Origin of the sequence: Microbacterium sp. OR21 (genome assembly GCF_047306785.1) — a bacterium.
GTDB classification, from domain to species: domain Bacteria; phylum Actinomycetota; class Actinomycetes; order Actinomycetales; family Microbacteriaceae; genus Microbacterium; species Microbacterium esteraromaticum_E.
Genome location: NZ_JAZEXJ010000001.1, coordinates 230,865 through 253,932, shown reverse-complemented (window position 1 = coordinate 253,932; position 23,068 = coordinate 230,865). Strand labels below are relative to the sequence as shown.

The following is a 23,068-nucleotide window of genomic DNA, read 5'->3' as shown; positions in this document are numbered from 1 at the left end:
TCATCGCGCGGCCCCGGCCGCGGCGTCCTGTCTGTTGGCGCACGACGCGCAGAGCCCGAAGATGTCGACGACATGCTCGGCGTCGCGGAAGCCGTGCAGGGATGCCGTGCGCTTGGCCCACTGCTCGACGTCCTTCGCCTCGATCTCGACGGTCAGCCCGCACGACCGGCAGATCAGGTGATGGTGGTGGCCCTCGGTCGAGCAGGCGCGATACAGCGCCTCGCCCTCGGGACTCTGCAGCGAGTCGGCTTCGCCGGAGGCCGCCAGCCCGGCCAGCGCGCGGTAGACGGTGGCGAGCCCGATGCCCGTGTTCGCCTGACGCAGCTCGGCGTGCAGCGTCTGCGCGCTCACGAAACCGCGCGCGTCGGCGAGCGCATCGCGCACGCGTTCGCGCTGCCAGGTGTTCCGCTGAGCCATGCCTCGAGTCTAGGCCGGGTGCCTGTGCGGGCGGTCAGTGCGGGCGGTCACGAGCGCACTCTCCGCACGCGGCCGCGCATGCGCCCGGCGAGCCAGCAGACGCCGTAGATGAGGAAGGAGATGGTCGTGATGTACGGGCTCACCGGCAGGGTGCCGGCGAGGGCGAGCAGGATGCCGCCGACCGCCGCGGTGAAGCCGAACAGCGCGGCCAGCAGCGGCACCGCCACGGGACCCGCCGACAGCCGCATCGCCGCCGCGGCCGGCGTCACCAGCAGCGCCATCACGAGCAGCGCCCCGATGATGTGCACGCTGACCGCGACGATCAGCCCGAGCAGCACCATGAAGGCGAGACTGACGAACCGGGTCGGCACGCCGCGCGCCGCCGCGGATTCAGGGTCGAGCGAGTCGAAGCGCAGCGGATGCCACATCAGCACCAGTCCGAGCAGCACGACCACGCAGATGCCGATCAGCCAGCTCAGATCGGGGCTCGAGACCGACACGATCTGGCCGGTCAGCAGTCCGAACCGATTGGCGGTGCGGCCTTCGACGAGCGACAGGAACAGGATGCCCAGGCCCAGCCCGAAGGGCATCAGCACGCCCACGATGGAGTTGCGGTCGCGCGCCTTCGCGCCGAGCACGCCGATGAGGATCGCGGCGACCAGGGCTCCGCCGAGGGACCCGGCCACCACGCTGCCGCCGAACAGCAGCGCCGCCGCGGCGCCCGCGAACGACAGCTCGCTGACGCCGTGCACGGCGAAGGCGAGGTCGCGCTGCATGACGAACACCCCGACCAGACCGCCGACGATGCCGAGCACCGCCCCGGCGATGATCGAGTTCGACAGCAGCGCGAGCAGCTCGCCGTAGTCCTGGAACGAGAAGACGTCTCCCCAGTCGAGCAGCGCCCTCATGCGTGCACTCCCGCGTGTCCCTCGTCGCCGTGCTCGTGGGCGTGGGTGCCCCCGGCATCCGGTGCTCCGACGACCACGAGCCGGTCGCCGGCACGCAGCACGAACACCGCTGTGCCGTACAGCTCGGTGAGCACGCGGCTCTGCAGCACCTCGTCGGGGGTGCCGAGCACGAACCGGCCGCCGGCGATGTACAGGATGCGATCGACGAGACCGAGGATCGGGTTGACGTCGTGCGTGACGAACATCACCCCCGCGCCCTGACGGCGGCGTCGGTCGATGATGGTGGTGATGGCACGCTGGTTGGCCAGGTCGAGACCCGAGAGCGGCTCGTCGCAGAGCAGCAGGGCAGGGTCGTCGGCCAGCGCCTGGGCGACCCGCAGGCGCTGCTGCTCGCCGCCCGAGAGCAGACCGACCGGCCGATGGGCGTAGTCGGTGGCTCCGACGCCGTCGAGCAGCGCGTCGACCCGGTCGCGGTCGTCGCGGCGCGGGATCGGCAGCCCGAAGCGGGTGCCGTTCACGCCCAGGGCGACGAGGTCGCGAGCGCGCATGCTGGTGTCCGGCGGCAGGGGCCGCTGCTGGGGCACATAGCCGATCCGGCGGTCACCGCGGCGGGCCGGCCGGTCGCCGACGCGGATGCTGCCCGACGAGAGCGGCTGCAGACCGAGGATGCTGCGCAGCAGAGTTGTCTTCCCCGACCCCGACGGACCGAGCACGGCGAGGAACTCCCCTGGCGTCACGTCGAGGTCGAGGCCCGACCACAGCTCGCGGTCGCCGCGGTGCAGTGCTGCTCCGCGGATCTCGAGGATCGACGCGGGCTGAGAGCTCTGCCGGGGGCCGCTCATTCGCCGAGGGCGGCGGCGAGGTCGGAGATGGCGGCGCGCATCCACTCAGCGTACGACTGATCGGCCGCGAGCAGCTCACTGAACGACACCACCGGGATGTCCGCGTGCGCGGCGGCATCCGTCACCCGGTCGGTTTCGCTGCCCCCCGTCTGGGCGGTGGTCAGAACCGCGCGCGCCGTGCCGTCCTCGACGAGCGAGAGCGAGTCGAGAAGCACCGACGGGGCGACCTCGTTGCCCTCTTCGACGGCCGAGGCGAATCCGTCTGGAGCGACGTCGTCAAGTCCGGCGGCGGCGGCGAGCAGCCCCGGCAGCGGCTCGGTGATGAACACCGGCGTGCCCTCGAGCTTCTCGTGCAGCGTGTCGAGCTCGCCCTCGATGCCGGCCAGCTCGGTGGCGAGCTCCTCGGCGGCGGCGGCGTACTCCGCCTTGCCGGCGGGATCGAGCTCGGTGAGATCGGCCGCGATCTGCTCGGAGAGATGCGAGACGGTGTGCACGTCGAACCAGACGTGCTCGTTGAATCCCTCGATGTGCGAGTGCCCCTCGTGCTCGTCGGCATGCTCATCGGAGTGCTCGTCGGCGTGCTCGTCGACGGTGGCGTGCGGGTAGTCGTGCGAGAACTCCGCGGCGGTGATCACCGCGGCATCCGATCCGTCGATCAGCTCCTGCATGAACGCGTCGTAGCCGCCTCCGTTCTCGATCACGAGGTCGGCCTTCTGCACCGCCAGGCGGTCGCGGGCAGTGGCCTCGTAGCCGTGCGGATCCTTCTCCGCCGAGTCGATCAGGCTGGTGACCTCGACGCGGTCGCCGCCGATCTCGGCGGCGAGCTGCCCGTAGACGTTGGTCGACGCGACGACCTGAAGAGCGTCATCGTGGGCCGGCGTGGCTGCAGCCGAGCATCCGGTCAGCGCGAGGGCGGAGACGGCAGTGATCGCGAGGAGGGAGAGACGCTTCTGCATGTCTCCACTCTAAGCGTTAATGATAACCATTCTCAACTTGAGCCCCGGTGGCCGTTGGACAGGCCAAGAGCGCACCTCCGAGCAGCGTCTCGGAGGTGCGCTCCCGATCTTCGCGCGAGTGGTCAGGCCTTCAGCCAGGCGGTAGCCTCACCCGGCAGGGCGCCGTCGCGCAGCGGCTGGGTGGTCAGAACAACGGCATCCGCCTCGGCGTCGAGGTCGAACGGCTCGGTGCCGAAGTTGGTCACCACCTGCCAGCCGTTCGGGCGCGCGAAGCGCAGCACGTCGACGCGGTCGGTCTCGCGCCACTCCAGCGCCTCCTCCGCCTGCAGATCGTGGCGCAGACCCAGCGCCCTGCGGTACAGCGAGAGAGTGGATGCCGGATCGGCGGCCTCGACGTCCACCGCGTACTCGGCGAACCAAGCGGGCTGCGGCAGGTGCGCACCGTCGGAGCCGAAGCCGAACGACGCCCCCTCTGCGCTCCACGGCAGCGGCACACGGCATCCGTCCCGACCGAGCCCGTCGAACTCGCCACCGCGGAAGAACGCCGGGTCCTGGCGCTGTTCGGGCGTGATCTCGGCCACCTCGTGGAGGCCCAGCTCTTCCCCCTGATACAGGTAGGTGCTTCCGGGAAGACCGAGCAGCAGCATCGTGGCCGCCTCGGCTCGGCGACGACCCTGCTCGCGATCCAGCTGATCTTCCGGTCCGCCGGCGCGCACCCACTCCACCCCCTGCTTGACCTCCCGTCCGTCAAGCGGCGGCAGCCCGTAACGCGTCGCGTGCCGGGTGACGTCATGGTTCGAGAGCACCCACGTGGTCGACGAGCCGCTCAGCGTCGCCTGTGCGAGGTTGTCGGCGATGATGCGGCGGAACTCGGCCGCGTCGAAGTCGGCGACCAGCAGGTCGAAGTTGAAGGCCTGCCCGAGCCCCTCGGCCGACGCGTACTTCGCGCGCCGCTCGGGCGTCGACACCCACGCCTCGGCGACAGCGGTGCGCGGCGGGTCGTACGAGTCGAAGACCTTGCGCCATTCGGCGTAGATCTCGTGCACGTCGTCGCGGTCGATGAGCGGGTGGGTGCCGTCCTGCGGCAGCAGGGCGAGCTCGGCGCTGCTGGGCAGCGGCTCGCTGAGGTCTTTCGTGAGCATGTGCGCCACGTCGATGCGGAAGCCGTCGACACCGCGGTCCGACCAGAAGCGCAGCGTGGTGAGGAAGTCCTCGCGCACCTCGGGGTTGTCCCAGTTCAGGTCGGGCTGCTCGGTGGCGAAGTTGTGGAAGTACCACTGCCCGTCCTCGACGCGCTCCCACGCCGGCCCGCCGAAGACCGACACCCAGTCGGTCGGCGGCAGCTCGCCGTTCTCGCCCTCCCCCTCGCGGAAGATGTAGCGATCGCGTGCGGCAGACCCCCGCCCGGCGGCCAGCGCCTCCTGGAACCACTCGTGCCGGTTCGACGTGTGATTCGGCACGATGTCGATGATCACCTTGATACCCCGCTCGTGCAGGGCCGAGACCATGGCGTCGAAGTCGTCGAGAGTGCCGAGGCGCGGGTCGACATCCCGGTAGTCGTCGACGTCGTAGCCGCCGTCGGCGAGCGCCGACGGGTAGAACGGGCTCAGCCACACCGCGTCGATGCCCAGCTCCGCCAGATAGTCGACTCGGGACAGGATGCCCGGCACGTCGCCGATGCCGTCGCCCGTGGCGTCGGCGAAGCTGCGCGGATAGATCTGGTACACGGCGGCCTGGCGCCACCACGCGGCCTCGGTGGACGGGCTGGTCTCGGTGAGGGAGGGGTCGGTCATGGAACTCCTTGTCCGGGATGGGTTCGGGATCGGTCGGTGCGCGGGCGTCAGCCCTTCACGGCACCCTGGGTGACGCCTTCCATCACCCAGCGCTGCGTGAACAGGTAGGCGATGATCGCGGGCGCCATCGCCATGAGGTACGAGGCGAAGGCGACGTTGTAGTTGTTGCTGAACTGGTTCTGGAACAGGTTCTGGCGCACCGGCAGGGTCTGCAGGTTGGGATCGGAGATGATCAGCGACGGCATCATGAAGTCGTTCCAGGCGTACAGGAAGGCGAAGATGCCGACGGTGGCGCTCATCGGCGCGAGCAGTGGGAAGATCAGCCGCCAGAACGTCTGCCATGTCGTGGCTCCGTCGATGCGGGCGCTCTCCTCGAGCTCCAGCGGGATCGAGCGCAGGAATGCGGTGAACAGCAGAACGCTGAAACTGAGCTGGAACATCGTGGCGAGGATGACCACGCCCAGCGGGTTGTCGAGACCGACTCGTCCGGTGAGCTGGATCTGCGGCAGGGCCACCACCGGGAAGGGGATGAACATCGCCGCGAGCAGATAGAAGAAGGAGTACCGGAAGAACCGCCGGTCCCAGTTGCGCACGATCGCGTACGACGCGAAGGCCGCGAGCACGATCGTCGCGATCACCGTCCCGGCCGTGACGAGTATCGAGATCGCCGCGCCGACGGGGAACTTCGTCAGGGTCCAGGCCTGCACGAAGCCGTCGACGCTGAACGGCGCCGGCAGCGAGAACGCATTGCCGTCGACGGCCTGGCCGGTCGTCTTGAACGCCATCGAGATGGTGACGTACAGCGGCAGCAGCACGGTGACCGCGCACAGGATGAGGATGATGGTGCCCGACCAGTTGATGCGCTCCATCGGCGTGCGGGAGGGCTTGGTCGGTGTGCGCTCGGTCAGTGCGCCCGGGGTGGCCGAGGTGAGAGCGGGCTGGGTGGTCATGAGAGCGCATTCCTTCCGCGCGTCAGCGAGAGCTGGAGCAGGGAGATGAGCACGGCGACGATGAAGAAGATCGTCGCGTTCGCCATCTGGTAGGCGTAGTCGCCGCCGTTGAAGCCCGCGATGATCGTCATCGCGACGCTGCGGGTGGCGGTGCCAGGGCCGCCGTTGGTGAGGCCGACGATGATGTCGTAGGCGTTCAGGAAGCCCTTGAAGCCGAGGATGACGTTGATCACCACGTAGCCGGCCACCAGGGGGACGGTGATGCGCAGGAGCTGCTGGGTCTTCGTCGCCCCGTCGATCGACGCCGCCTCGTAGACATCTCCCGGCACTGAGAGCAGACCCGCGATGTAGATGAGCATCGTGCCGGGGATCGCCTGCCACGCCGTGACGATGACGATGGCGACCCAGGCGAGGTCGGGGTTGGCCAGCAGGCTGGTCTGCAGCCACTCGATGCCCGTTGCGGCACCCACCGCGGGGATCGAGTTCGAGAAGAGGAAGTTGAAGACGTAGGCGATGATGATGCCCGAGATCACCATCGGGATGACGAAGATGGTGCGCAGGCCCGTCTTGAACCGGATGCGCGAGGTGAGCCCCACCGCGAGCAGGAACGCGACGATGTTGACGACGATCACCGTCGCGATCGAGAACCCGAAGGTGAACAGGTAGCTCTGCAGGATGGCCGGGTCGCTGAACATCGCGATGTAGTTCGTCAGGCCGTTGAAGCTCCAGTCTCCGAGCCCGATCGAGTCGGTGAAGCTAAAGAAGATGCCGATCACGCCCGGGACGGTGATCGCCAGGGTGAACAGCACGAGGGTGGGGACGAGGAAGAAGTAGTAGATCGGCTCGACCCGACGACTGCTGCGCCGGCGGGTGCGGTCCCCCTGCGTGATGACCGTGGACGTGGTGCTCATTCTGCCGACTCCTTCGTCTGGCTGGCGGGCGCGGGGGCGCGGAAGGCGATGCGCGCCCAGTCGGCGTCCATCGTGCGCAGGATGTCGTCGGGATCGGCCCCGAGCACCATGGCCTGCGCGTAGTTGAACACCGGGATCGTCTTGGGAACGAGAACCGAGGGACCCTGGTAGATGCGGCCCTCGTCGTAGTACTCGATCATCCCCTCGATGCGCGGGTCTTCCGGCGGGGCGGCGTCTTCGAGCGGGGTGAAGCCGAGCTGCGATGCGTTGTACTCCTCGATGCGCTCGGGCTGGTAGAGGTACTCGAGGAAGTCCCGGGCCGCCTCCTTGTGGCGAGACTCCTCGGGGATCATCGCCGCGAGGTCCATGTTGACGCGCACGGCGAGGTCGTCGGGGTCGTCGGTCATCGGCAGCGGGAAGGTGCCGAGCTCGAGGTCGGGGGCGGTCTTGGCGATCTCGCTGAACGCCCACGGCCCCTGCAGGTACATGGCCGCCTCCCCCTTCGAGAAGGCGAGGTTGCCGTCGCCGTAGCCGCGGCTGGGGGCGTCGTCGTTGGTGTAGTCGGTCGCGAGGGTCAGCATCCGGTCCATCGGCTCGGCGAAGTCCTTCTGGAACGAGACCTCCGACTCCGGACCGACCTCGGTGCCCTCCTTCGCGAGGGCGTCGAAGAACGCGAGCACGTCGAGCGACCCTCCGACCGAGTAGTCGTACCAGCCCTGGCCCACCGTCCAGTCGTCTTTGAAGGTGCCGTAGAACGGGGTGATCCCGGCCTCCTTGAGCTGATCGGCGACCTGCAGCAGCTCATCCCAGGTGCGCGGCACCTCGAGGCCCTGCTCGTCGAAGATCTGCTTGTTGTAGATGACAGACGCGGCCATCACCGAGTAGGGCAGCGCGCTCGTGCGACCCTCGCACGATCCGTACTGCTCCATGAGCGGCTGCAGATCCTCGCGCACGCTCTTCGCGGCGTCGGTGCCGCCGAGATCGCTCAGCGCGCAGCGCTGCACGAAGCGCGCGACCTCGTAGTTGTAGTTGGCGAGCATGATGTCGGGCGGGTTGCCGCGCACGAAGCTGGCCGAGACGACGTCGACGCCGGATGTGTCGATCTCGACGCGCACGTCGTCCTGAGAGGCGTTGTAGTCGGCGACGAGCTTCGTCATGAACTCGATCGCCTCGCGTTTGCTGAAGGTGAAGCGGATGGTCTCGCGGCCGTCCGACGAGCAGCCGACGAGGGCCGAGCCGAGCAGCGCGAGCACCGCAGCGCTCGCCGCGATGCGAACCGCGCGGGAAGATTTCGAAGACACCGTCGTCCTTCCGATCTGAAGATCCGGGGAGTAAATCTAGTTACTAGATTTAGTCGCTTGCCGGTACTCTCTCAGAGGGAAGGGAAGAGGTCAAGAGCTGTGAGCGATATCTCCGCAGATCTCGGCACCGGCAGAGCCAGCGTCGGAGCGGTGCTCGAGTACGCCTGGACCGCCGGGGAGTTCACGGCGACCGACGTCATGGCATCCGCGGCGATCACCCGCTCCACCGCCATCGAGGCGCTCGCGACGCTGGTCGGCGCCGATATCCTCGTCGAGCTGCCGAACGCCAGAGCCGCCGGCGCGTACCGCGCGGGGCGGCCGGCCCGCCGCTTCACGCTCTCCCCCGACCTCGGCGTGGTCGCGGGGATCGATGCGGGCGACACGCATCTCGCCGTGACGATCGCCGATCTGCTCGACACGACGCTCGTGCATCGTCGCGTCGAGCTGCACCCGGAGCAGACGCCGGCGCAGCGCCGGGCCACGATCCTGCTGCACCTCGAGCAGTCCCTGACCGAAGCCGGCACCACGCGCGACTCGCTGCTGTCGATCTGCGTGGGGGTCGCCGCTCCCGTCGACCGCGACGGCACCTCTCCCCCGCATCCGCAGGGATTCTGGGAGCGCACCAACCCGGGACTCGCGGCCGCGTTGGACGACTGGGCCCCCGTGGTCGAGGTGAAGAACGACGCGCTGCTCGCGGCCGTCGCCGAGGGCTCACTCGGTGCGGCGATCGGATGCCGCGACTACGTCGCCCTGCTCGCCGGCGAGCGCTTCGGCGGTGGAGTGGTCGTCGATGGGCACTTGCTGCACGGCGCGCACGGCGGCGTCGGCGAGGGCGTGGTGTTCGACCACATCATCGGGGTGGGCTCGGCCTTCGGCCTCAGCTACGCGGTGCAGGACGAGGTGCGCGCCGCCGTGACCCGCGGCGACATCGACTGGCGCGGCCAGGTCGGCCGTCTCGCGGACGCCGCGCGGGTAGACGCCCGTGTCGTGCTCGCGGCGGCCACTCAGGGCGACCCCGACGCCCTGCTCGTCTGCTCGCGGGTCGCCGAGAAGCTCGCCCGCATCGTCGGCGTGCTCGGCAGCATGTACGACCCGGCGCGCGTCATCGTGTGCGGCGCGATCGCCGAGAGCATCGAGCCCGTGATCACCGCCGCCCGCGCCATGCTGCCCGCACAGATGCACCTGCCGGCCCCCGAGGTGCTCGCGTCATCTCTGGGGGCGGAGGTCGTCTCGCTCGGCGCCGTGGCGACCGCGCGGCGTCGAGCGCGCGAGCGCGCCGTGCCGCTGCTCGCGGAGCGTCGGCTCGCCGCCGTGTGAACCCGCAGCATCTTCCGCGCGGCCGCCGAGCGCAGTCTTCTGGAGATGTCGATCAGTTCAGAACGAGCTCCCCGCGAGCATTGAGCTGCTCCATCATCTGCGCCAGCCGCTCCGGCACCACCTGAGGCGGCGGCTCGACGTCGAACTCGACGACGAGCGGAATGCTGGGATGCATCCACGCCGACAGGCGACCCGCACCGGGCTCGCGCGGGAGCCAGGTCATCATGAAGCTCTCCTGACGACGCAGCTTCGTGGCGATGAGGATCTTCACATGCGCGAGCGTGTCATCGTCGATCTCGATCGCCGGATGGGAGCTGTTGTACTCGAGCTTGCCCATGTCAGAGCTCCGGATCGAAACCCGAGTCGAGGGGCCCGTCGAACCCCTCGTCGTCCGCCTCGGGGCGCCTGCGCGGGTAGAGGCGGTGCGAGCGCATTCGCGCGGCATCCTCAGAGAAGTCCGGATCGGGTCCATCGGATGCCTGCGGGCCGACGAGGAGATCGTTGCCCACGCCCACGAGCAGGTCGGCACTGTCCTTGGCGCCGTTCACGACGACCGGGATCTGCAGCGCCTCGGTCTCACCGTCGCGTGCGATAGCGGCTGCCAGCTCCACGAGTGCGTCGGCGACGTCGTCGGTGGTGAGCAGCTGCTGGCCCGCGTATGAGACAAGTTTCATACCTGAAGGATGACAGAGCCGAAGACGCTCGCACTCTGGGTTGCAATTGCTCCTACCGTGCTGTACTCGGGCTGCCTCTCAGCGAGACCGCGCCGACTCCGCGATCAGTCGACGAGCAGTGCCGGCTCCTCGAGGATCGACGCGACGTCGGCGATGAAGCGGCTCATGCCGTCGCCGTCGATCACCCGATGGTCGAACGAGCCGGCGACGGTGGTAACCCAGCGCGGGCGCACCTCGCCGTCGACCACCCACGGCTTCTGGGCGATCGTGCCCATGGCGACGATCCCGGCCTCGCCCGGGTTGATGATCGGGGTGCCCGCGTCCATTCCGAAGACGCCGATGTTCGTGATCGTGATGGTGCCGCCCTGCTGATCGGCGGGGCTCGTCTTGCCCTCGCGCGCGGTGAGGGTGAGCCGGTTCAGCGCGCGGGCGAGGTCCTTCATGCTGAGGTCCTGCGCGTCCTTGATGTTCGGCACCAGCAGGCCGCGCGGGGTCGCCGCCGCGATGCCGAGGTTCACGTAGTGGCGCACGACGATCTCGGCACCCGAGTCGGCGTCGACCCACGCCGCGTTGACCATCGGGGTGCGTCGGGCGGCCCAGATCACCGCGCGGGCCATGATCAGCAGCGGCGAGACGCGGATGTCGGCGTAGTCGGGCGATGCCTTCAGCCGCTTCACCAGCTCCATCGTGCGGGTCGCGTCGATCTCCTTCCACACGGTGACGTGCGGGGCGGAGTACGCGCTCTGCACCATCGCCGACGAGGTGGCCTTGCGCACGCCCTTGACCGGGATCGACTCCGAGCGACCTTCATCGGCCTGCGGCCTGACCGGCAGCTTCTCTTCGCGCACCGCTCCCCACTCGGGCGTCTGGATGTTGCGGAACACGCTCGCCTGCTCGGCGTGCTTGAGCACGTCCTCCCTGGTGACCTCGCCGTCGGCTCCGGTCGCGGCGACCTCGGTCAGCTCGACCTTCAGGTCGCGGGCGAGCTTGCGGATCGGGGGCTTGGCGATCACCCCGACCGACGAGCGCACCTGGCGCTCGGCCGGCTTGCGACGCCGCGAGGTCGCGCCTCCCCCGGTGCCGTAGCCGACGAGCACCGACCCGCCGCCCTCATCGGTCGACGGCGGCGCGGCGGGATCCGTCGGGTTCGGGGCGATACCGGCATCCGCCACCTCGGCATCTGACACGAAGGTGATGATCGGCGACCCGACCTCCACCGTCACGCCCTCAGCGACCAGCAGCTCGCCGACGACGCCGGAATGCGGCGAGGGCAGCTCGACCAGCGACTTGGCGGTCTCGATCTCGCAGATGACGTCGTTGATCGCGACGGCGTCGCCGGGGGCGACCTTCCACGCGACGAGCTCGGCTTCGGTGAGGCCCTCGCCGACGTCGGGGAGAGAGAAGGTTTCGGTGGTCATGAGAGATGTCCTCCGGTGTCAGTAGGCGAGGGAGCGGTCGACGGCCTCGAGGATGCGGTCGGCGTCGGGCAGGTAGGTTCCCTCGAGCTTGGCGGGCGGGAACGGGGCGTCGAAGGCCGACACCCGCAGCACCGGCGCCTCGAGAGCGTAGAACGCGCGCTCCATGACGGTCGCGGCGATCTCGCTGCCGACGCTGGTGTGCCCCGGCGCCTCCTGCGCGTAGACCATGCGGCCGGTGGAGCGCACGGAATCGAGGATCGGGCCGTAGTCGACCGGCGAGAGCGAGCGCACGTCGACGACCTCGCAGCTCGTGCCCTCGGCCTCGGCGAGCGCAGCGGCCTGCAGCAGCGTGGTGACCATCGCCCCGTGGCCGACGAGCGTCACGTCGCTGCCGCGGCGCACGATGCGCGATGCGTGCAGTGGCAGTGCGGATGCCTCCAGCTCGACCTCGCCCTTCTGCCAGTAGCGGCTCTTCGGCTCGAGGAAGATCACCGGGTCGTTCGAGCGGATCGCCTCCTGGATCATCCAGTACGCGTCGTTCGGCGTCGACGGCGCGACCACCCGCAGGCCCGGGGTGTGCGCGAAGTACGCCTCCGGACTCTCCTGGTGGTGCTCGACGGCGCCGATGTGCCCGCCGTACGGGATGCGGATGACGACCGGCATCGACAGCGCACCCTCGTGCCGGCTGGTGAGCTTCGCCAGCTGGGAGGTGATCTGGTCGAACGCGGGGAACACGAAGCCGTCGAACTGGATCTCGCAGACGGGGCGGAACCCGGCCATGGCGAGGCCGATCGCGGTGCCGACGATGCCGGATTCGGCGAGCGGGGTGTCGAGCACGCGACGGTCGCCGAAGTCGCGCTGCAGGTGCTCGGTGATGCGGAAGACGCCGCCGAGGCGACCGATGTCCTCGCCCATCAGCAGCACGCGCGGGTCGTCTTCCATCGCCCTGCGCAGGCCCGCATTGAGCGCCCTCGACATGGGCATCGACTCGATCGTCATGACGCGCTCCCCTCGAAGGATGCCTCGTAGTTGTTCAGCCACGTCTTCTGCTCTGCCATCAGCGGATGCGGATCGCTGTACACGTGATCGAAGATCAGCGACCGCTCGGGCGAGGTGAGGGTCACGGCGCGGCTGCGGAGGTCTTCGGCGGCATCCGCCGCCTCGGCATCCACATCTTCGAACAGGGCTGCAGCCACGCCGCGCCCTTCGAGGAAGGCGCGCATGCGCGCGATCGGGTCGCGCTGCGCCCACCGCTGCTCCTCATCGGAGCCGCGGTACTTCGTGGGGTCATCACTGGTCGTGTGTGCACCCATCCGGTAGGTGACCGCCTCGATCGCGCGCGGCCCGAGCCCGCTGCGCGCCTCGTCGAGCAGTGTGCGCGAGACGGCGTAGCTAGCGAGCACGTCGTTGCCGTCGACGCGCACCGAGGGGATGCCGTAGCCCGCTCCGCGCCCGACCAGCGGAACCTTCGACTGGGTCTCGACGGGCACCGAGATGGCCCAGTGGTTGTTCTGCAGGAAGAACAGCACGGGGGCGTCGTAGCTGGCGGCGAACACCATCGCCTCGTGCACGTCGCCCTGGCTGGAGGCCCCGTCTCCGTAGTAGGCGACGACGGCCTCGTCGTGCTCGACATCACCGGTGCCGGTGCGTCCGTCGAAGACGAGGCCCATGGCGTAGCCGGCGGCGTGCAGGGTCTGCGAGCCCAGCACCAGCGTGTAGATGCGGGTGTTGCCGTTCGCCGGGTCGGTGGGGTTCCACCCACCGTGCGAGGTGCCGCGCATGACCTTGATGATGTCGAGCGGGTCGACACCGCGGATGCGGGTGACGACGTGCTCGCGGTACGACGGGAACAGGGTGTCGTGCGCGCGGGCGGCGCGGGCCGAACCGACCTGGGCGGCCTCCTGGCCACGGCTCGGCGGCCACAGCGCGAGCTGGCCCTGGCGCTGCAGGTTCGTGGCCTGGGTGTCGATCGCACGGATGACGACCATGTCTCGGTAGAACTGCTCGAGTTCGGCGTCGGTCAGCGCGTCGATGAGGGGCAGGTAGCGCTCGGCGTCAGCCGTGGGAGCGTAGCTGCCGTCGTCGGCGAGGACGCGAACGAGAGGGGCTTCGATCGGGGTCACCCGACCCACGCTACCCACGGCGGCATGCCACGTCACGCATACCTAGGGGCCCCTAATAAGTGCCCGGAACCTGGACTTCTGCTCTCAGAGCAGCGACTTCGCAACCGCCAGCACGCGACCGATCGACTCCTCCTCGCCGACGGAGATGCGGATGCCGTCGCCCGAGAAGGGCCGCACGATCAAGTCGGCGGCGTCGAACGCGGCGGCGGCCTCCTCGGTGCGCTCACTGGTCGGCAGCCACACGAAGTTCGCCTGCGAGTCCGGCACGTCCCATCCCAGCGCGCGCAGCCCGCCGAGCAGGCGCGTGCGGCGCTCGATGAGCACCGAGACCCGCTCGCGCAGCTCGTCCTCGGCATCGAGGCTGGCGATGGCCGCGCGCTCGGCCGCGCCGGTGACCGAGAGCGGGATGCCCGTGGTGCGAGCGGCGTCGAGCACCCGCGGGTGTCCGATGGCGTACCCGACGCGCAGGCCAGCCAGGCCGTACGCCTTCGAGAAGGTGCGCAGCACTACGACGTTGGGGTGCCGCTCGAACAGCCGCTCCGCCAGACCGTCGACCGCGTCCGGAGCGGTGACGAACTCGGCATAGGCCTCGTCGAGGATGATCAGCACATCCTGCGGCACGCGGGCGACGAAGGCGGCGAACTCGGCGCCGGTGACGATCGGGCCGGTCGGGTTGTTCGGCGTGCACACGATCACCACACGGGTGCGCTCGGTGATGGCATCCGCCATCGCGTCGAGGTCGTGTCGTGCCCCCGAGCGCAGCGGCACCTGCACGCCGGTCGCGCCCGCGACCAGCGGCAGGCTCGGATACGCCTCGAACGAGCGCCAGGCGTAGACGACCTCGTCGCCGACCGACGACGTGCCGAGCACGAGCTGGTGCAGGATCGACACCGACCCGGCGGCGACGTGCACCGCGTCGGGCTCGACGCCGTGCTTCTCGCCGAGGCGGGCGCGCAGTGCCGCCGCGGAGGCGTCGGGGTAGCGGTTGATCGGCGTGGCGTGCTGCAGCGCATCGACCACCGAAGGCAGCGGATCGAACGGGTTCTCGTTGCTCGAGAGCTTGAAGGCGTCCGGTCCCGCCTGCTTGCCCTGGCGATACGGCGGCAGGGCGGCGATCTCAGGACGGATGCGGGGCAGGATCAGCTCGGTCACGGCATCAGTCTAAGAGCCGCGCGCGGCCGCGACGTGGCAGGATCAGCACATGCGATTCCTCATCCGCGTCGTCATCAACGCGTTCGCCATCTGGGTCGTCACCCTCATCCCGGTGCTCGGGATCGGCATCCGCCCCTTCGAGCCGGGCGACGATCTGCGTCTCGCCCTGACATTCCTCGCCGTGGGCGCGGTGTTCGCACTGGTCAACTCGATCATCGGCACGGTGATCCGCATCGTCGCGTTCCCGCTCTACATCCTCACGCTGGGGCTCATCTCGTTCATCGTGAACGGCCTGCTGCTGTGGATCACCGCGTGGATCACCAGCGCGTTCAGCTGGGGGCTGACCGTGGAGTCGTTCTGGTGGGGCGTGGTCGCCGCCTTCGTCATCTCGGTCATCAACGCGATCTTCGGCGCGGTCCTGCGCCCACAGGAGAAGAAGAAGCGCCGCTGACGCCGTGCCGCCCGACCGGCACCGCCCCGCGGGCGGCCTCACGGCCTCGTCGCCTGGAACTCGGTCCGCTCGACCGACACGATGTCGTCGGCCTCCGAACGCAGCGTCTCGTGCATCCGCTCGACGCGGGCGTCGCCCGACTCGTCGGCGAGGGCCAGCGTCTCGTCGTACGCATCCCGGAAATGCGCACTGAACGTCGAGACCTTCCCACTCGACGCGTCGTCGCGCGAGATGGTCATGCTGTCGGCTGAGCCGATGCTCGCCGCCGGTGCGCCCGAGGTGAGACCGGCGCCGACGGGGTCGTCGGGGTGGACGACTCGGATGAGCGTCTGATCGGCGCTGAGCACCGGCACCGTCGGGCTGCCCACGGTCATCACCCGGGAGGTGGCGTAGACCCCGCTCGTGGCCACCGCCGCGGCGATGGCGCCGCCCTGCGAGTACCCCACGAGATCCACTCGCGAACCGGGCTCGGCGCCGGCCTGGCGCAGGGCCTCCATCGTCGCCGCGTACGCGGCGCTCTGCTCGCGGTCGATGTAGAGGTCCCAGTTCGATCCGGCATCCCACGGCTCCTCTCCCCCGCTGGTGACGGTGCGGGTGCCGTCGATGTATGCGACGAACGACGATGTGCCGTCGGCGTGGGTGCGTTTCTCGACCGCGACCTGCGCCGCCCCGCCCGGCACGCGCCGGATGAGCTGACTGAGGGTCGTGGCGACGCGGTCGACTGCTGTCGTCGACACCGGACGCACCGCCACCGGCGGCGCGGTGCCACTGAGCCGGGTTCCGTTCAGGAGCGTGCCGGCACGGGCGGTGATGCGCTGCAGCAGTGGGGCCAGCAGCCACATCGGCACACCGAGCGAGGTGTCGAGAAGGAACCCCATCGCCCGTTCGGCGGGCGCATCCATCAGCCCTTCTACCGATGAGCGCTCCCATCCGACGGTCAGCTGCAGCGCCATCGCGTCGAGCTCGGGGTACGAGGCGACCAGCTCGTCGATCCGCCCCTGCAGCAGCCCCGCTTCTACAGGATGCTCCACCGCGAGCAGCTGCTGCTCGGAGCGCAGGTCGGCCAGCTCGAAGGCATCCGCCATGATGGCGGTGCCGCGCGCGTCGCCGGCGAGCTCATCCGCGTCCTCGGCCGTGTGCTGCGCCATCGCCCACAGCCCGCCGGCATCGACTCGACCGCCGGCGCTCCACGTCGATGACAGGGTGTGATGCGCGCGCCGCAGGTCGTCGGCGGCTGCGCTCAGGCGTGCCGCGGTCGCCGCCATCCGATCGGCGACGGCGCGCATCTCGTCCGGATCGACGGCGATCACCCCGCCTCCGGTGATCTCGACGCTCACGCCACCACCGCCAGGCATCCGTCGCGGTACGACGCGATGTCGGCACAGGCGACATCGAGCCGGCCCGCCCGCCCGATCAGCGCGGCGCGCAGCATCCGCACCGCCGCCGCCTCCCAATGCGAGTCGTCGATAAGCCGGTCCAGCTCGACCCGCACCTGCGCGAGGGTCTCGAGCGCGTCGTCGAGGATGCGGACGCCGGAGAGGAGGGTCGCGATCTCGTCCGGCGACGCGGTGCCCGGATGGATGGTGGTGAGCATGCTCCCAGCGTGCGCGGCGCCGGGCATCCGTCCTGCCCCGATTCCCGACCGCTGTGCAGAACTCGATCAGATCGACGATTGGGGACGGAAGTGGATGCGGGCAGAATGGGGTGATGACCGACCCGGATCCCTTCCGCGTCATCTTCGTCTGCACGGGCAACATCTGTCGTTCACCGATGGCCGAGGTGGTGCTGCGCGCGCTCTCGGAGCAGCGCGGCCTCGGCGCGCGCGTGACCTCGCGCAGCGCCGGCACCGGCGACTGGCATGTCGGCGAGCGCGCCGACGACCGCACGCTCGACGCCCTGAACCGGCGCGGGTACGACGGCTCGCATCACCGCGCGAAGCAGTTCACAGCGGCCTCGTTCGCCGAGAACGACCTGATCATCGCCCTCGATCGCACCCACGAGCGCATCCTGCGGGCCTGGGCGCGCAGCGAGGACGACGAGGGCAAGGTCACCCTGCTGCGCGGCTACGACCCGCACGCGTCGAGCATGGACGTGCCCGATCCGTACTACGCCGGCCCCGCGATGTTCGATTCGGTGCTCGGTATGATTGAGACCGCAACCCGCGGCCTCTTCGCACAGCTCGAACCGGCTGTGCGGGCATCCCATCGCCGTCTCGCCTGACGCGGGACCCTGAGCAGGAGGACCTGCCCTGACTTCTCTGCCCTCGCTCCCGACCCAGCCGCTCAGCCCGCTCGACGGTCGCTATCAGGCCGCCGTCTCGGGCCTCGCCGACTACCTGTCCGAGGCAGGGCTCAACCGCGCCCGGGTCGAGGTCGAGGTGGAGTGGCTGATCGCGCTGACCGACCGGTCGCTGTTCGAGACGTCGCCGCTGGCGGATGCCGATAAAGAGCGACTGCGCGCGCTGTACCGCGACTTCGGTCAGGCCGAGATCGACTGGCTGGCCGAGAAGGAGGCCGTCACGCAGCACGATGTGAAGGCCATCGAGTACCTCGTGCGCGATCGCCTGCAGACGCTGGGCCTGGATGCCATCGCCGAGCTCACGCACTTCGCGTGCACCAGTGAGGACATCAACTCCGCCTCGTACGCGCTGACGGTGAAGCGCGCGGTCGAGCAGGTGTGGCTGCCCGCGCTCGACGTCGTCATCGCCAAGCTGCGTGAGCTGGCCGTCGAGCACGCCGACGCCGCGATGCTCTCGCGCACGCACGGACAGCCCGCGACGCCGTCGACCATGGGCAAGGAGCTCGCCGTCTTCGCGTGGCGTCTCGAGCGCGTGCGCGGTCAGATCGCGGCATCCGACTACCTGGCGAAGTTCTCGGGCGCGACCGGCACGTGGTCGGCGCACCTGTCTGCCGACCCCGACGCCGACTGGCCGACGATCGCGCGCGAGTACATCGAGGGCATGGGCCTCGGATTCAACGTGCTCACCACCCAGATCGAGTCGCACGACTGGCAGGTCGAGCTGTACGACCGCGTGCGTCACGCTGGCGGCATCCTGCACAACCTCGCCACCGACATCTGGACGTACATCTCGCTGGGCTACTTCGCGCAGATCCCCGTCGCCGGAGCGACCGGATCGTCGACCATGCCGCACAAGATCAACCCCATCCGGTTCGAGAACGCCGAGGCCAACCTCGAGCTGTCGGGTGCGCTGCTGAACTCGCTGTCGCAGACGCTGGTCACCTCGCGCCTGCAGCGCGACCTCACCGACTCCACCACGCAGCGCAACATCGGCGTCGCGTTCGGGCACTCGCTGCTCGCGCTCGACAACCTGCGCCGCGGGCTGAACGCCATCTCGCTGCGCCGCGACGTGCTGCTCGCCGATCTCGACGAGAACTGGGAGGTGCTCGCCGAGGCGATCCAGACCGTGATCCGCGCCGAGGTGGTCGCCGGCCGCTCGACGATCAGCGACCCGTACGCGCTGCTGAAAGAGCTCACCCGCGGTCACCGCGTGGGCGGCGCGGAGCTGGCGGAGTTCGTCGAGAAGCTCGAGATCGGCGATGCCGCCAAGCAGCGCCTCCTCGCCCTCACCCCCGCGACCTACACGGGAATCGCCGAGCGCCTCGCGCGATGACAGGAATCACCGCCGCTGAGCTGGCCGATGTGCGGATCCCACGGCGACGTGCGGGGTTGCGCTATGCGATCGGCGCGGTCGACGACTTCCTCGAGAGGGCCGCGGCCGACCTGCGGAAGGTGGAATCCGGTGTGGCCGCATCCCTGTCATCGGACGACGTGACGTTCCAGGAGTTCCCCACGGTGGGGCTGTTCGGTCTCGGGTACGAGGCGGATGCCGTGGATGCGCTTCTCGATGGCATCTCGGCGCAGCTCAACCGGCGCGGGCAGAACGCGCAGCATGGTCAGCTGCGCGCGGCACAGGACGCATCCGACGAGGCGAAGCTGCGAGAGATGCTCGAGAGGATCCGCCGCGGCGAGCTCTGACTTTCCCGGCCCCACCTGCCCCTCCCCTTCTCTTTCGTCACACCGCGTCGGGGTCCGGCACATCGTCGCGCGGCATCAGCACCGCGGCGAGCAGCGTGAGAGCGGCGAAGGCCGCGGCGCCGACGAACACCCACGTCGACGCCCAGACCACCGTGGCGGGGTCGCCGGAGCCTTCCCCGGCATCGAGCAGCGAGTTCGAGATCGCGCCGAGCACGGCGACGCCGACCGCGCTGCCCGCCGAGCGGGCGAAGCCGTTCATCCCCGTGACCGCCGCACGTTCGCCCCAGCCGACCGCCGCCTGCGCGCCGATCAGCGTCGGGGCCGCCGTCCATCCCAGCCCGAACCCGAGCACGAAGGCGACAGCCGCGAACGCCAGCGGGTTCGGCCACGGCGCGATGAGCGCGAGCGCGGCGGCCGCGAGCGTCGTGATCGACATCCCGATCAGCACGGTGCGGCGGAATCCGATTCGCAGATAGAGGCGTCCGACGAGGGATGCCGCGAGCGGCCATCCCATGCTCATCGCGGCGACCGCGAGGCCGGAGATCACCGGAATCGCGCCGCCCGCACCCTCCAGATACGCGGGGCCGAAGCTCGTCACCCCGATGGTCAGCGCGCCCACCCCGAACGCGACCGCCGTGCAGGTGAGGATGAGGCGCCGGGTGATGAGCCCGAAGTCGATGATGGGCTCGGTGGCCCGCCTCTCGACGTTCGCGAACACGACCAGCAGCAGGGCACCGCCGCCGAAGCACACCGCGCTCTGCCACGAGAGCCAGTCCCACGCGCTGCCGCCCTCGAGCAGGCCGAGGATGATCCCGGTGAGCCCGAGCGTCAGCAGCACCGCGCCGAGGTAGTCGATGCGATGCCGCTGCGCCTCGACCTGCTCGTGATACCTCGTCACCAGCATCCATCCGGCCAGCAGGCACAGGGGCACGTTGACGAAGAAGATCCACCGCCACGCGTCCAGCTGGGCGAAGACGCCGCCCAGCGACGGCCCGACCACCGACGAGATCGCCCAGACGCTCGCCATGTAGCCCTGCACCTTGGCGCGCTCGGCAACCGTGTAGATATCCCCGACGATGGTCATCGCCATGGGGCCGACGGCGCCGGCGCCGAGTCCCTGCACGATGCGGAACAGGATCAGGGTGAACATGCTCCACGCGAAACCGCACAGCACGGACCCGGCCAGGAACAGCGCGATGCCGATCAGGATGATGGGCTTGCGGCCGATGGTGTCGGCGAAGCGGGAGTAGATCGGCACACTCACCGCCTGAGCGAGCAGGTACACCGAGAACAGCCACGGGAAGAGCTGGTAGTCGCCGAGATCGCGCACGATCGTGGGCACCGCGGTGGCGAGGATCGTCGTGTCGATCGCGATGAGCCCGGTGGCCAGCATGAGCGCGCCGAGCACGGGACCGCGCTCCGAGCGCAGACCGACGGAGGCGCGATCGACGGAGACGGACATAACAGGGCCAAGCCCCGACGCGTCGGATGTATTCCCGGTCCATGCCGTCGAGAGCACGGGACTTCGCCGAGTGCACGGACGATTCACGCGTACAACCCGTGCGCTCGCTGAGGTACCGTGCTCTCAACGCGAAGTGATGGGACATAGGGAGCGGGTTCATGAGGCAGCGGGTCGTGATGTGCGCTGTGCTGGCGGGCGCGCTGGTGCTCGCGGGCTGCACGAGCCCTGGCATCCCGACGCCGCCCGCCATCGACGCGACCGACCCGGCGAACGGCGCACCGGTCGCTCTGGCGACCGGGCTGGACGCGCCGTGGTCGGTGGTGCGCCTCGACGACGGCGGGGCGCTGATCTCGCAGCGCGACGGCGGCGAGGTGCTCGAGCTGACGGCATCCGGAGACCTGCGCGAGGCGGGTGTCGTCCCCGGCGTCGTCTCGGGCGGCGAGTCGGGGCTGCACGGCCTCGCCGTGCTCGAGCGCGGCGACATGCGCTGGCTGTACGCCTATCACGGCGCCGAGGACGACAACCGGGTGGTGCGGATGCCGCTGACCGGCGAGTCCGGCTCTCTCGGCCTCGACGTCGCGGCTGCCGAGGTGGTCGTCGAGGGCATCCCGCGGGCATCCAGCCACGACGGCGGGCGGATCGCCTTCGGCCCGGACCGGATGCTGTACATCGCGACGGGCGACGCCGGGCAACGTGAGCGGGCACGCGATCGGGATTTCCTCGGCGGCAAGATCCTGCGAGTGACGCCCGAGGGTGATCCCGCCCCGGGCAATCCGTTCGACTCGCTCGTGTACAGCCTCGGCCACCGCAACGTGCAGGGTCTGGCGTGGACGGCCGACGGCACGCTGTGGGCGAGCGAGTTCGGGCAGGACACCTGGGACGAGCTGAACCGCATCGAGCCCGGCGGCGACTACGGCTGGCCCGACCACGAGGGATTCGCCCGCACCGACGACGCCATCGACCCGGTGGCGGTGTGGACGCCGGACGAGGCCAGCCCCAGCGGCATCGCGGTGATCGATGACGTCGTGTACGTCGCCGGCCTGCGCGGTGAGCGGCTGTGGCTCTACGACACCACGACGCCGAGCGTCGAGCCGTGGGCCGTGTACACCGGCGAGTTCGGCCGGCTGCGCGACGTGATCGCGGGCCCCGATGACACGTTCTGGGTGCTCACGAACAACACCGACGGTCGGGGCTCACCCGGCGCGGACGACGACCGGCTGCTGCAGCTGACGTTGCCGGAGGGGTGAGGCCAGCGTCAGGATGCCGATGCCGGCGCGTCACCGGTGTCGGCGGCGCCGCTCGTGCCTCGACCGCCGGAGGCCTGCGAGCCGGGTTCCGGCGAGTCGTGGTCGTACAGCACCGGCCGGTCGATCGTCTTGGTGACGTCGGCGGGATCGACCGCGAGCATGAGCATCGCGAGCCCCAGCAGCGTGACGATGAACGAGGCGCCGCCGACGACCAGGCCGAGACCGATCGGGGTGAGCCCCTCGTAGGTTCCCTTGGCGATCGACAGGTTCACGCGCTCGGTGAAGGCCCCGGTCGAGACGAGGGTCACGACCGTCGCGAAGATGCCGGCGGCGAGGGCGATGCCCACGAGGTGCAGCGGTCGCAGGATCTCTTTGCGCGTCGGCTTGTGGTCGGTCATGCCTCTCCTCCGTGGTCGGCCAGGCGGTCGGCCCCGTCAGTCCTGTCTGCGCCCTTCGGGGCGGGCGCGAGCCCCGCGATGCCCAGGAACACCGCCACGACGGCGGCGTACGCGCCGAACATCCCGACGCCGAGGATGATTCCGGTCAGCGAGAACGCCTGACCGTCGACGGCGTAGTTCTGCACGAACCCGACGGGGATGACGAGCAGCAGCAGCGCGAGCAGCAGCCCCAGCGCTCCTATGGTGATCGCGTCGCGCGACCCCTCCTGGCCGCGCGTGCGGATTCCCCAGATCAGCTCGACGAGCCCGGTGAGCGCGGCCCAGGCGATGACCAGCACGAAGAACAGCGCGTCAGTGCGCCATGCCGGGATGCTGGCCGCCATGCCGAGCACCAGGGTGATGGCGCCCATCAGCACCGCGGGCCAGCGTCGGCCCGCTTCGTGCACGACGATCGCCGAGACGATCAGCACGAGGGAGGTGACGATCGCGAACCCGCCGAACACCGACAGACCGACGGCGGCGGAGTGATCGGGCGAGAAGGTGATCATGATGGCGGCGACGGCGGCCATCAGGGCGCGGCCCAGCTGCACGGTGCGCACGGTGAAAGGGTGCCCCGTGGTGGGGCGCGCGGTGCGCGAGCGGGAAGCGGCGGGCATGACAGTCCTCAGATCGGTGACCCCACCAGTCTACGTCGCGCGGCCTTCGCGATGGCCCGGCGGCGATCGTAACCTTGCATTGCAATACTTGCATCA

At 69.7% G+C, this 23,068-nt stretch carries 25 protein-coding genes; 6 read left to right on the top strand and 19 right to left on the bottom strand.

Annotated elements, in window-relative coordinates:
* The 8 genes from V2S04_RS01195 to V2S04_RS01160 form a co-directional block, all read right to left on the bottom strand.
* Window positions 1-417 (bottom strand): Fur family transcriptional regulator, encoded by a 417-nt coding sequence (locus tag V2S04_RS01195; RefSeq protein WP_413636710.1) that lies wholly within the window; start codon window positions 415-417, stop codon window positions 1-3.
* A gap of 47 nt (window positions 418-464) precedes the next feature.
* On the bottom strand, window positions 465-1,325 hold the full coding sequence (locus V2S04_RS01190; protein ID WP_340088621.1) for a metal ABC transporter permease: 861 nt from the start codon (window positions 1,323-1,325) through the stop codon (window positions 465-467).
* Complete coding sequence (locus tag V2S04_RS01185) at window positions 1,322-2,167, bottom strand: metal ABC transporter ATP-binding protein (RefSeq protein WP_413636709.1); 846 nt, start codon at window positions 2,165-2,167, stop codon at window positions 1,322-1,324. Before V2S04_RS01185 ends, V2S04_RS01190 begins: the two co-directional genes overlap by 4 nt.
* Window positions 2,164-3,123, bottom strand: a complete 960-nt coding sequence (locus tag V2S04_RS01180) for a metal ABC transporter solute-binding protein, Zn/Mn family (RefSeq protein ID WP_413636708.1) — start codon at window positions 3,121-3,123, stop codon at window positions 2,164-2,166. Before V2S04_RS01180 ends, V2S04_RS01185 begins: the two co-directional genes overlap by 4 nt.
* 122 nt (window positions 3,124-3,245) lie before the next feature.
* Window positions 3,246-4,916: a glycoside hydrolase family 13 protein gene (locus tag V2S04_RS01175; RefSeq protein ID WP_413636707.1), complete on the bottom strand. Its 1,671-nt coding sequence runs from the start codon at window positions 4,914-4,916 to the stop codon at window positions 3,246-3,248.
* A gap of 47 nt (window positions 4,917-4,963) precedes the next feature.
* Window positions 4,964-5,866 (bottom strand): carbohydrate ABC transporter permease, encoded by a 903-nt coding sequence (locus V2S04_RS01170; RefSeq protein WP_413636706.1) that lies wholly within the window; start codon window positions 5,864-5,866, stop codon window positions 4,964-4,966.
* Window positions 5,863-6,777: a carbohydrate ABC transporter permease gene (locus V2S04_RS01165; protein ID WP_413636705.1), complete on the bottom strand. Its 915-nt coding sequence runs from the start codon at window positions 6,775-6,777 to the stop codon at window positions 5,863-5,865. Before V2S04_RS01165 ends, V2S04_RS01170 begins: the two co-directional genes overlap by 4 nt.
* On the bottom strand, window positions 6,774-8,078 hold the full coding sequence (locus V2S04_RS01160; RefSeq protein WP_413636704.1) for an ABC transporter substrate-binding protein: 1,305 nt from the start codon (window positions 8,076-8,078) through the stop codon (window positions 6,774-6,776). Before V2S04_RS01160 ends, V2S04_RS01165 begins: the two co-directional genes overlap by 4 nt.
* Window positions 8,079-8,177: 99 nt before the next feature.
* On the opposite strand from V2S04_RS01160, the gene V2S04_RS01155 reads away from it, so the two are divergent.
* On the top strand, window positions 8,178-9,395 hold the full coding sequence (locus V2S04_RS01155; protein ID WP_413636703.1) for an ROK family protein: 1,218 nt from the start codon (window positions 8,178-8,180) through the stop codon (window positions 9,393-9,395).
* Between the two features lie 52 nt (window positions 9,396-9,447).
* On the opposite strand, the gene V2S04_RS01150 is transcribed toward V2S04_RS01155, so the two are convergent.
* The 6 genes from V2S04_RS01150 to V2S04_RS01125 all read right to left on the bottom strand — a co-directional run bounded on the left by V2S04_RS01150 (window position 9,448) and on the right by V2S04_RS01125 (window position 14,762).
* Complete coding sequence (locus V2S04_RS01150; RefSeq protein ID WP_413636702.1) at window positions 9,448-9,732, bottom strand: hypothetical protein; 285 nt, start codon at window positions 9,730-9,732, stop codon at window positions 9,448-9,450.
* A 1-nt stretch (window position 9,733) separates the two neighbouring features.
* Window positions 9,734-10,069, bottom strand: coding sequence for a hypothetical protein (locus tag V2S04_RS01145; protein WP_413636701.1), 336 nt, complete (start codon window positions 10,067-10,069; stop codon window positions 9,734-9,736).
* 104 nt (window positions 10,070-10,173) lie between these two features.
* Window positions 10,174-11,487, bottom strand: coding sequence for a dihydrolipoamide acetyltransferase family protein (locus V2S04_RS01140; RefSeq protein WP_099194726.1), 1,314 nt, complete (start codon window positions 11,485-11,487; stop codon window positions 10,174-10,176).
* 18 nt (window positions 11,488-11,505) lie between these two features.
* Complete coding sequence (locus tag V2S04_RS01135; protein ID WP_099194725.1) at window positions 11,506-12,486, bottom strand: alpha-ketoacid dehydrogenase subunit beta; 981 nt, start codon at window positions 12,484-12,486, stop codon at window positions 11,506-11,508.
* The gene (locus tag V2S04_RS01130) at window positions 12,483-13,610 is read right to left on the bottom strand and encodes a thiamine pyrophosphate-dependent enzyme (protein ID WP_413636700.1); all 1,128 of its coding nucleotides are present in this window, start codon (window positions 13,608-13,610) and stop codon (window positions 12,483-12,485) included. The genes V2S04_RS01135 and V2S04_RS01130 overlap by 4 nt, the downstream gene beginning before the upstream one ends.
* 84 nt (window positions 13,611-13,694) lie before the next feature.
* Entirely contained in the window at window positions 13,695-14,762 is a 1,068-nt protein-coding gene (locus V2S04_RS01125; RefSeq protein WP_413636699.1) for a histidinol-phosphate transaminase, read from the bottom strand.
* A 49-nt stretch (window positions 14,763-14,811) separates the two neighbouring features.
* On the opposite strand from V2S04_RS01125, the gene V2S04_RS01120 reads away from it, so the two are divergent.
* Window positions 14,812-15,213: a phage holin family protein gene (locus V2S04_RS01120; RefSeq protein WP_099194722.1), complete on the top strand. Its 402-nt coding sequence runs from the start codon at window positions 14,812-14,814 to the stop codon at window positions 15,211-15,213.
* Between the two features lie 38 nt (window positions 15,214-15,251).
* Here V2S04_RS01120 and V2S04_RS01115 read toward each other — a convergent pair whose 3' ends face one another.
* A complete protein-coding gene (locus V2S04_RS01115; RefSeq protein ID WP_413636698.1) occupies window positions 15,252-16,550 on the bottom strand; it encodes a hypothetical protein in 1,299 nt (432 codons plus the stop codon).
* Window positions 16,547-16,807 carry a hypothetical protein gene (locus V2S04_RS01110; protein WP_413636697.1) on the bottom strand — a complete coding sequence of 87 codons (261 nt, stop codon included), beginning with the start codon at window positions 16,805-16,807 and terminating at the stop codon, window positions 16,547-16,549. Before V2S04_RS01110 ends, V2S04_RS01115 begins: the two co-directional genes overlap by 4 nt.
* A gap of 113 nt (window positions 16,808-16,920) precedes the next feature.
* Here V2S04_RS01110 and V2S04_RS01105 point away from each other — a divergent pair, with 113 nt between their 5' ends.
* The 3 genes from V2S04_RS01105 to V2S04_RS01095 are packed head-to-tail and all read left to right on the top strand — an operon-like array spanning window position 16,921 to window position 19,209.
* On the top strand, window positions 16,921-17,433 hold the full coding sequence (locus V2S04_RS01105; RefSeq protein WP_413636696.1) for a low molecular weight protein-tyrosine-phosphatase: 513 nt from the start codon (window positions 16,921-16,923) through the stop codon (window positions 17,431-17,433).
* Between the two features lie 37 nt (window positions 17,434-17,470).
* The gene (purB, locus tag V2S04_RS01100; RefSeq protein WP_413637270.1) at window positions 17,471-18,844 is read left to right on the top strand and encodes an adenylosuccinate lyase; all 1,374 of its coding nucleotides are present in this window, start codon (window positions 17,471-17,473) and stop codon (window positions 18,842-18,844) included.
* A complete protein-coding gene (locus V2S04_RS01095) occupies window positions 18,841-19,209 on the top strand; it encodes a DivIVA domain-containing protein (protein WP_413636695.1) in 369 nt (122 codons plus the stop codon). Before purB ends, V2S04_RS01095 begins: the two co-directional genes overlap by 4 nt.
* 37 nt (window positions 19,210-19,246) lie before the next feature.
* Here V2S04_RS01095 and V2S04_RS01090 read toward each other — a convergent pair whose 3' ends face one another.
* Window positions 19,247-20,671 (bottom strand): MFS transporter, encoded by a 1,425-nt coding sequence (locus V2S04_RS01090; RefSeq protein WP_413636694.1) that lies wholly within the window; start codon window positions 20,669-20,671, stop codon window positions 19,247-19,249.
* Window positions 20,672-20,829: 158 nt separating this feature from the next.
* On the opposite strand from V2S04_RS01090, the gene V2S04_RS01085 reads away from it, so the two are divergent.
* Window positions 20,830-21,918 (top strand): PQQ-dependent sugar dehydrogenase, encoded by a 1,089-nt coding sequence (locus V2S04_RS01085; protein WP_413636693.1) that lies wholly within the window; start codon window positions 20,830-20,832, stop codon window positions 21,916-21,918.
* 8 nt (window positions 21,919-21,926) lie between these two features.
* Here the strand turns inward: V2S04_RS01085 and V2S04_RS01080 are convergent, their stop codons facing one another.
* Window positions 21,927-22,316: a hypothetical protein gene (locus V2S04_RS01080; protein ID WP_413636692.1), complete on the bottom strand. Its 390-nt coding sequence runs from the start codon at window positions 22,314-22,316 to the stop codon at window positions 21,927-21,929.
* The gene (locus tag V2S04_RS01075) at window positions 22,313-22,972 is read right to left on the bottom strand and encodes an acyl-CoA synthetase (protein WP_413636691.1); all 660 of its coding nucleotides are present in this window, start codon (window positions 22,970-22,972) and stop codon (window positions 22,313-22,315) included. Before V2S04_RS01075 ends, V2S04_RS01080 begins: the two co-directional genes overlap by 4 nt.
* Window positions 22,973-23,068 lie beyond the last annotated feature (96 nt).